This window comes from Streptomyces sp. P5F9 (assembly GCF_057961495.1).
On record NZ_JBXVPZ010000428.1, the window covers coordinates 1 to 8,338 of the forward strand.

The window sequence follows — 8,338 nt, forward strand, 5'->3', positions numbered from 1 at the left end:
CGCCCACACCACCCCCGCCAGCACGTCCCGCGTTCCGTCCGTGGCCAGTTGGGCCTGGGCGATGAAGATGCCGAGGCCCTGGCCGAAGCCGGAGAGGAGTTCGGTGGCGATGGCGAGGATGAGGGCCGTGGCGGCCGAGATACGGAGGCCGGCGGCGATGAAGGGGGCCGTGGCGGGGAGTTCGACGTGCAGGAGGATCGAGAGACGGCCGAAGCCGAAGGCGCGCAGGGTGTCCTTGGCGAGGCGGTCGGTCTCGCCGATGCCGTGGACCGTGTTGAAGAGGATGGGCCAGACCGAGGCGTAGGTGATCAGCGCGACCTCGGTCTCGGTGCCCGAGCCGAGGAGGAGGGAGACGAGGGGGATCAGTGCGACGGACGGGAGCGGGCGCAGGAACTCAATCACCGCGCGTACCGCTTCGTCGACCACCGGCACGCTGCCCAGCAGCAGACCCAGTGGAATCGCGACCGCGGCGGCGAGGGCGAGCCCGACGGCCCATGCCCGCAGGGTGACCGCCACTTGGTCCAGGAAGGCTCGGTCGGCCCCCAACTCGACTGCCCGGGCCAGGACTTCGGACGCGGGCGGCAGATAGCTGCGCCGTACGACGCCCGCCCTGCCGACGGCCTCGCAGGCGCCGAAGGCCAGCAGCACACCGAGGCCGCCGAGGGCGAGTTCCTGGCGCCGATTCACTTGACGAGGAGCGTGGCCGGGTCGATCGCCTTCGTCAACATCCCCTGTTTCCGCATGAGTTCGGTCAGGCGGCGCAGTTGGGCGGCGTCGGTGGTGGCCGGGTAGGCGGGCAGGTTGATGGTCTTGGCCTGGTCCTCGGTCACCTTGGTGTACTTGGGGAGTTCGGCGCGTACGGCGGAGGGGTCCTGCGCCGCGATCTTCGACGCCGCCTCGATCGCCCGCTTGAACGCCGTCGCGGCCTTGGCGTGTTTCTCGGCGAAGTCGCTCGTCGTGACGTAGCCGCTGATCGGCAGGGTCTGGACGGGTGCGGACCCGCCGTCGAGCAGGACCCGTGTCTTCAACTCGCCCTGGATCGCGCTGTCGAAGGGCTCGACCGCGTGGACGGCGTCGACCTGGTCCTTCTCCAGGGCGGGGCCCATCTGCGGGAAGGCGATCTGCCGGTAGACGGGGCGTCCGGCGCCCCGCTGGTCCAGGATCGCGTTGAGGGTGAGCGACTGGATGTTGTTGAGGATGTTGACGGCGACCGTTCTGCCCTTGAGGTCGGCGGCGCTCTTGATCGGCGAGTCCTTCGGGACGAGGACGTCCATCATGTGCGGTGCCGTGCGGACGCCCTCGGCGAGGATGCGCAGGTCGAGCGTGCCCTTCTCGTCGGCCTGGAGGAAGGTGACGTAGTTCGCGCTCGCGATCACGTCGACCTGCCCCTTGGACAGGGCGGGCAGGGCCTGGATGCTCTGCTGGACCGGCTGGATGGTGACGTCCAGCCCCTCCTTCACGAACAGTCCGCGGTCCCGGGCGATGTAGAGCGCCGCCGCGTCCGTGAGCGGCAACGCGGCCACGGTGACCTTCTGCCTCCCGTCGCCGGAGGAGCCGGAGTCCCCACCGCCGCCGCAGGCGACGAGCACGAGCGCGAGCACGGTCGCGCCCGCCGCCAACCTCCCTGTTCCCACCTGTAATTGACGTGAAGTCGTCATGCGAGCAAGCAATACCAGCGTTTTGGCATGATCACCACACGCGGGTCGGACAAAGATTCACTGATTGGAAAAATGCGAAACGAGTTCCTCCGAGACCCACGCGAGCGCGTCCGGCAACGCCTCCGTGGCCACCGGCAGCCACAGGGACGCGGAGACGAGCCCGGCGTCGGACAGCCGGCCCAGCTCTTCCCGCACGCTCTCGGCCGTCGCGTCGGTTCCGCCCAGCGGCCGGCCCGGCACCTTCACCGCGGGGGTGAAGCCGGGCGGCACGAGGAACAGGCCTGCCGTCAAAGCCAGTTCACTCGGGTCGCGTCCCACCTCGTCGCCGAGCAAGTCGAGCCTCGCCCGTACCCCGGTGAGCGCCTCCGCATCGACCCCGGAGCCGTGCCAAGCATCGCCGAACCGCAGCGCCCGGCGCAGCGCGGCGTCACTCCCCCCACCGATCCACACCTGCGGACCGCCCTCGGTGCGCGGCAGCACCCCGAGTCGCGGCGAGCCCTCGCCGCGCCACAACTGCCGTACGGCAGCGAGCTGTTCGTCGGTCCGGCGGCCCCGGCCCGCGAACGGGACGCCGACGGCCGCGTACTCCTCGGTGTCCCAGCCGGTGCCGACGCCCAACGTGAAGCGGCCTCTGGAGAGCCGGTCGAGGGTCGCGGTCTGGTGGGCCACGACGACCGGGTTGTACAGCGGCAGCACCAGCACGCTGGTGACCAGTCCGATCCGCCGCGTGGCTCCGGCGATCGCGGCCAGCAGGACCAGCGGGTCGGGGGTCACACCCACCTCACCGGCCACCACGTGACCGCTCGCGAAGACGTGGTCGAACCCCAACTCCTCGGCCCTGACGGCGGTTTGGAGAACCGCGTCCAACTCCGTCTCCTGGTCCGGCCACAGCCGGTGCGGTGCCACTCCGATACGCATCTCGGTCGTACTCCCCTCGTGCGACAAGAACGTGCGGCAAGAATGTCAGTGACCGACCCAACTACCCGACGGGCGCCGAGGACACCCCCCGCACCTGGATCAGCGCATGGGTGCCACCCGTACGCCAGCGTTGCCCCTCCGCCGCGACCAGCGCGGCCTCCGTGCGGGCGGCCAGGCCCGTGATCACGTCGGACTTGAGGGTGCGCAGGGCGGCGACCGGGCCCGGGAAGTACGTGGTGACGTCGGCGAACGGCGTGGTCGGTGCCCAGCGGCAATCGCCCACCAGGCGACGGTAGTTGAGGTCGCCCTTCATGATCGTCAGGGTGGCCCCGGCGAACTCGGCGCGGAGGTCGGCGGGCATCTCGGCGTACGGCAGCGGGGCGCAGGAGAAGGGGTGGGCGCGCACGGTGAGGCGGCCGTCCGCCATGGCGGACCAGAGGCGGCGGCCGTACGTCGCCGCCGCACCCGGCGCGCCGACGAGCCGGTGCAGGGCGTCGACCACGTCGGCGGTCGTGGCGTCGGAGACGTAGTAGGGGTGGGGCTTGATGTGCAACACCGCGCGCTCGATGCGCCGTTGGCCGAGGAGGTGGGCCAACAGCAGCAGATCGGGGATGAGTTCGCGGCCGGCGTTGTCGGCGACGAGGCAGAGGGTGCCGGTGCCGGTGCCGGAGAGGAGGGACCACAGCCGCTCACTGTCGTCGGTCACCAGGGCCGGGACCGGGGCCTGCGAAGCCGACTCCGCTCCGGCTGCCGAAAGGCGGAAGCCGAGGTCCGCGCGGTTGCCCCAAAGGGAGCCGTGCAGAAGGGAGTTGGCGCGTTCCTCCGGCGGCTTGGCCTCCAGCTCGTCGAGTGCGGCGAGTTCCTCGTCCGTCTCGGGGGCGTCGAGTTCGGCGCGTTTGAAGGGGCGGAACGGGTCGATGCCCTGCCAGGCGCCGGGGTCGAAGTAGCCGACGGCTTCGAGGAGTTGGCGGTAGAAGTAGCTCTCGGACCAGAGCCAGGGCACGTCGTACCAGGACTGTCCGGCGTAGGTGTCGGTGCCCCACGCCGCCCACTGGTCGTGGTCGAGGGCGTCGGCGGGGAGGGGTTCGATCGTGCCCTCGGTGCAGTTCTTCAGGAGGGTGTCGAGGGCGCGGTGCTGCCCGGGGTCGTACGGGAAGGCGTCCCGGACCTGCTGGATGATCGCGGGGTGCCGTTCGGCCAGCACGCTGCGGGGGAACGAGTCCGGCTCGTTGCCGAGGATCACGGGCGCGGTGGGGGTGTCGGGCATGCGCCTCACCGTACCGGGCGGGTCAGTCGGTCTCGATCTCCCGCTCCAGGCGCGCGGCGAGGCTGAGATAGCGGGCGCGGCGGGGGACGGGGACCAGGCCGCGGATCACCAGGTGCCACATCTCCGCCGTTCTGCGGGGCTGTAACGCCACCGGTTCGAGGGTGCGGCCCAGGACGCGGATGCCGACGAAGAGGCCGACGAGCGTACGGGCCACGGCGTCCACGTCGGTGTCGGGGTGTGCGTCGGCCTCGGCCACGGCGCCCGCGAGTTTGCGGGAGGCGATGTCCAGCCACTCGGCGAAGGGATGCGGCATCGGGGGCCGTACCTCGATCTCCCCCGCGGCGAGCCGGAGGCCGGCGCGGGGGATGGGGCCCTCGACGGCCAGCCGCGTCATGCCGAACGTGACACGTATCAACGTCTCCAGTGAGGAGTAGCCCCTGCTGTCCATGTCCTCGGAGATCTGGCGCGAGGCCTTGGCCTGCATCTCCAGGATCGTGTGGGCCAGGTCCTCCTTGGCCGCGAAGTGGAAGTACAGGGCGCCCTTGGTGACCTGGGCTTGGTCGACGATGTCGCTCAGGCTGGTGGATTCATAGCCCTGCCGGTCGAACAGCTCGGCGGCGGCCGTGATGATCGTTGTGCGGGTCTGTTCGGCCCGTAGCTGCCTCGCCATCGACTGAGACTCTCCCGATGAAGGAAAAACAACGGCCCATGCCGTTTTTTGTTACCCCCTGTACACAGTAGCTCACCGTAGGGCGGGGTTGACCTTGCACCCGAAGACCACCAACACCCCTCACGTTCCCATCACTTGCGTCTCTCTGTCACCCCTGCCCCGGCTCTTGACCACTTTCGGTTGCTGTGGCACGTGTCAGCGCCGCTTCCCGGCCAAACAGAAGACCGACCGCCCTGGTGAGTCACCTCCGAGGAAGCGCCTCGCCCTACGGGTCAGTCGGTCTGTTTCTGTGGATTCCCTGTACCGCCGGACTACCGGGCGGAGGACACGTTGCCGCTGCCGGTGCTCACGGCCTGGACGGTCTTGGCCGCGTCCGCGAGTCCGGCGCCGCAGCCGCCCGAGCAACTGCCGGGCAGGGCACGGGCGTTGGCCTTGATGGCCGACTCGATCCGGGCCGGGGTCAGCGCGGAATTCGCTGACTTCATGAGCGCAACCAGGCCCGCGATGTGCGGGGTGGCCATGCTGGTGCCCTGGTAGTAGGCGTACGACTCGGTGGAGGGCGTCTTCGTGCCGGAGTTCAGCGTGGAGTAGATGCCGTTGGCGGTGCCGGTGCTGGTCTGACCACCGGGGGCCGAAATGTCCACGGCCGAGCCGTAGTTGGAGTAGGACGCCTTGGCGCCGGCGCGGTTGGTGGCGGCGACCGAGATGACGTTGTTGCAGTTCCCCGGGGAGTGGTTCGCCACGTTGTCGTTGTCGTTGCCGGCGGCCACGACGACCGTGGTGCCGCGGTTCACGGCGGCGGTGATCGCGCTCTGGGTGGCCGAGGTGCAGGCGCCGTCGCCGCCGAGGCTCATGTTGATGACCTTGGCGATGTTGCCGTTGGCGGGGACGCCGGAGACGCTGCCGCCGGACGCCCAGGTGATGGCGTCGATGATGTCGGAGTCGTAGCCGCCGCACTTGCCGAGGACGCGCAGCGGGGAGATCTTCGCGCCGTAGGCGATGCCCGCGATGCCCTTGCCGTTGTTGGTGGCGGCGGCGATGGTGCCCGCGACATGGGTGCCGTGCCAGGAGGAGTTGCTGGCCGGGATGCCCGAGCCGCACTCGTTGGCCGCGTAGTGGTCGCCGGGGTCGGCCGGGTTGCTGTCGCGGCCGTCGCCGTCGACCGAGACGGCGGTGTCGCTGATGAAGTCGTAGCCGGCGACGATGTTCGCGGCGAGGTCCGAGTGCGTGACGTACCCGGTGTCGATGACGGCGACGGTGACACCGCTGCCGGTCGAGGTCGGCCACGCGGCGGGCACGTTCATCCCGGCGGTGGACTCGAAGAGGTCCCACTGCTTGCTGTACTCGGTGTCGTTCGGGTCGGCCTGCGGGGTGTTCAGCCGGTCCGGTACGACGTAGGAGACCTGCGGGTCGGATCTGAACTCGGCGATGACGTCGGCGACTTCGGTCGTGCTGCGGGCGTTGCCGAGGCCGATCAGGGCGGCGCCGGTGCCGAGGCGGCGCTGGAAGTCGACGCTCTCGCCGGTCTCCTTGCCCTTTGCGGTGGCGTCGGCCTCGGCGGCGCGGTTCGAACTGGCCTCTGCCGCACCGGACTTGTAGCCGACGATGAGGCGCTCGGCGAGGGTGCCGGGGGCTGCCTCGGTCTGTCCGGACAGGGCCGGTGCGGTGGCCCGGGTGGGGGGCACCTGGGCGACGGCGACCGAGGTGGCGGCCGTAGCGAGGAGGGCCGCGGAGACCGCGGCGACGGATATCAGGGTCCGTCCTGCGGGGAATGCCGTGGGAGTGCGCAAGGGCTTGCCTTTCGTGGCCGTACTCCAAGCAGCGCGGAGCGGCGGTCGATGCGCTTCGTCGTCGAAGCGGTGGGGGGTCGAACCAGGGAGCGCCGGGCGCGGGCGGCCGCCTCGACAGGGGTCGCCTGTCGGTCAGCTGTGGCCAAACGATAGGCAAAGAGAAGGTCATACGGATACGGGGGAAACCCTCGATCAGGCCGGAAACAACCCCTGAACATCGGGGGGTTGACCGGATACATCCGGATTCGCGGCAAGAGGGACGGACTGAACGCGCCGGGCCCGCTTCCCGTATTGCACGAACAGACCGTTGCCGCCCCCGGCCGAGGAGACGTTCCGGATGTCCCGGATGACCGCACATCGCACTGCCATGGCGGCCGCCGCCATGGCCCCGCTGCTGCTCACCGTCTGGGCGGCGGGTCCGGCGCAGGCGCACGGGGCGCCGACGTATCCGGTCAGCCGGGTCTACGCCTGCTCGCCCCAGGGCGGCAGCCAGGCCGGCTCCGCTGCGTGCAAGGCGGCCATCGCCACGAACGGGGCGCCCTTCACCTACTGGGACAACCTCCGGGTCCCCGACATCAACGGCCGCGACCGGCAGCTGATCCCCGACGGGAAACTGTGCAGCGGTGGCCTGCCCGACTACAAGGGACTGAACCTCGCGCGCACCGACTGGCCGTCGACGCGGCTGACTCCGGGGGCGAAGCTGACGATGACATACGCGTCGACGATCGCGCACACCGGGACGTTCAAGTTGTATCTGACGAAGGCCGGTTACGACGCGTCGAAGCCGTTGACCTGGTCCGAGCTGCCGACGACGCCGTTCGCCGAGGTGAAGGACCCGCCGCTGACCGGCGGCGCGTACCGCATCAGGGCGACGCTGCCGACGGGCCGGACCGGGCGCCAACTGATCTACACCATCTGGCAGAACAGCAGTACCGAGGACACGTACTACTCGTGCTCGGACGTGGTGTTCCCGGGTGGCGGCGCCGCTTCGCCGACGCCTGCGACAGGGTCGGCCGGCTCGAAGGGAAAGACGGCGAGCCCGTCGTCGTCCGCTACCAAGTCCCCTGCTGCCGCGAGCAGTTCGGCCAAGGCCCCGGCATCCGCTACGGCACAGAAGGCGTCCCCTGCGGAGGAGAGCACCGCGCCGGGCAGCAGTCCGGTGGCCTCCGACACCGACGCCGCGTCGAGCGGCCCGTCGGCGCCCATGGTGGCGGGCGGCGCCGCCGCGGTGCTGGTGCTCACCGGGGGCGCCGCCCTGGCCCTGCGACTGCGTCGACGCTGAAGTCCGACTCGACGTGTACAGGCCCTACTTGCTCCTTGGCTGGTACTCCTCTTAGTTGGTGTAGACCGCCGCGCCGTTGTCCGTCACCGGGGCGTACTTCGCGGTGAAGTAGCCCGCGCTGAAGCACAGGGACGAGCCGGAGGTCTTGGTGAAGGCCTGGCTGGTGAAGTTGATGCTGGTGTCGGTGTTGCTCGACGTGCCGGTCAGGCTGGGCGCCTGGTAGACGCAGGTGATGCTGCCCAGCAGGGTGGTCAGCTTGACCGTGGTCTGGATGGTGGAGCCGCTGGCCGGGGTGACGGTCAGGGTGCCGTCCGAGACGGCCGCGGTGGTGTACGGCAGGTTGTCGACCGTGATGCTGGTGACGCCGGTGACGCCCAGGACGTTGCTGGTGCAGCTGCTGCTGTCGAAGCTCTGCCCGGAGACGGACTCGGTGGCGGTGCCCGGCGCGGTCGGGTTGTCGGTGACGGTCGCCGTGAACTGCGACGTCGTGCACTTGATGCCGCTGGTGCCGGTCGCGCTGGAGTACAGGGTGGCGCTGGTGCCGGTGGCCAGGGGCGCGGTCAGCACATCGCCGACGGCGACGGCACTGCCGCCGAGGCTGCCGGTGGTGAGCACGGTGTCGGCCGCCGACGCCGGGGCGATGAAGGGGAGGGTGAGCGCGGCGACGGAGCCGACGAGGGTGAGGACGGTGCGAGTGCGCATGCGGGTGTACCTCTTCTTTCGAAGTGGAGGTCGAACCGGGGGGTTCTCGGG

Annotated in this window: 7 protein-coding genes and 1 pseudogene; 1 reads left to right on the forward strand and 7 read right to left on the reverse strand. The window is 70.1% G+C overall.

Annotation, left to right across the window (positions count from 1 at the left end):
• The 6 genes and pseudogenes from AC31A1_RS41250 to AC31A1_RS41275 all read right to left on the reverse strand — a co-directional run.
• The coding region (locus tag AC31A1_RS41250; protein ID WP_489658218.1) for an ABC transporter permease at positions 1-687 on the reverse strand (687 nt) is incomplete at its 3' end.
• Positions 684-1,658, reverse strand: a complete 975-nt coding sequence (locus AC31A1_RS41255) for an ABC transporter substrate-binding protein (protein ID WP_489658219.1) — start codon at positions 1,656-1,658, stop codon at positions 684-686. The genes AC31A1_RS41250 and AC31A1_RS41255, both read right to left, overlap by 4 nt.
• Positions 1,659-1,715: 57 nt before the next feature.
• The gene (locus tag AC31A1_RS41260) at positions 1,716-2,576 is read right to left on the reverse strand and encodes a TIGR03619 family F420-dependent LLM class oxidoreductase (protein WP_489658220.1); all 861 of its coding nucleotides are present in this window, start codon (positions 2,574-2,576) and stop codon (positions 1,716-1,718) included.
• A gap of 61 nt (positions 2,577-2,637) precedes the next feature.
• Complete coding sequence (locus tag AC31A1_RS41265) at positions 2,638-3,843, reverse strand: damage-control phosphatase ARMT1 family protein (protein ID WP_489658221.1); 1,206 nt, start codon at positions 3,841-3,843, stop codon at positions 2,638-2,640.
• 22 nt (positions 3,844-3,865) lie between these two features.
• The gene (locus AC31A1_RS41270) at positions 3,866-4,513 is read right to left on the reverse strand and encodes a ScbR family autoregulator-binding transcription factor (protein WP_489658222.1); all 648 of its coding nucleotides are present in this window, start codon (positions 4,511-4,513) and stop codon (positions 3,866-3,868) included.
• Positions 4,514-4,842: 329 nt separating this feature from the next.
• Positions 4,843-6,303: pseudogene (locus tag AC31A1_RS41275) on the reverse strand (S8 family peptidase); the annotation flags it as partial.
• A 337-nt stretch (positions 6,304-6,640) separates the two neighbouring features.
• Between AC31A1_RS41275 and AC31A1_RS41280 the strand changes: the two are divergent.
• On the forward strand, positions 6,641-7,585 hold the full coding sequence (locus AC31A1_RS41280) for a lytic polysaccharide monooxygenase auxiliary activity family 9 protein (RefSeq protein WP_489658223.1): 945 nt from the start codon (positions 6,641-6,643) through the stop codon (positions 7,583-7,585).
• A gap of 51 nt (positions 7,586-7,636) precedes the next feature.
• Here AC31A1_RS41280 and AC31A1_RS41285 read toward each other — a convergent pair whose 3' ends face one another.
• Positions 7,637-8,287, reverse strand: coding sequence for a Tat pathway signal sequence domain protein (locus AC31A1_RS41285; protein WP_489658224.1), 651 nt, complete (start codon positions 8,285-8,287; stop codon positions 7,637-7,639).
• Between the last annotated feature and the right edge of the window lie 51 nt (positions 8,288-8,338).

Bases quoted from the DNA above. Each gene is read 5' to 3' on its own strand.
- AC31A1_RS41255 (WP_489658219.1), bottom strand. From the start codon at position 1,658: ATGACGACTTCACGTCAATTACAGGTGGGAACAGGGAGGTTGGCGGCG.
- AC31A1_RS41260 (WP_489658220.1), bottom strand. From the start codon at position 2,576: ATGCGTATCGGAGTGGCACCGCACCGGCTGTGGCCGGACCAGGAGACG.
- AC31A1_RS41265 (WP_489658221.1), bottom strand. From the start codon at position 3,843: ATGCCCGACACCCCCACCGCGCCCGTGATCCTCGGCAACGAGCCGGAC.
- AC31A1_RS41270 (WP_489658222.1), bottom strand. From the start codon at position 4,513: ATGGCGAGGCAGCTACGGGCCGAACAGACCCGCACAACGATCATCACG.
- AC31A1_RS41280 (WP_489658223.1), top strand. From the start codon at position 6,641: ATGTCCCGGATGACCGCACATCGCACTGCCATGGCGGCCGCCGCCATG.
- AC31A1_RS41285 (WP_489658224.1), bottom strand. From the start codon at position 8,287: ATGCGCACTCGCACCGTCCTCACCCTCGTCGGCTCCGTCGCCGCGCTC.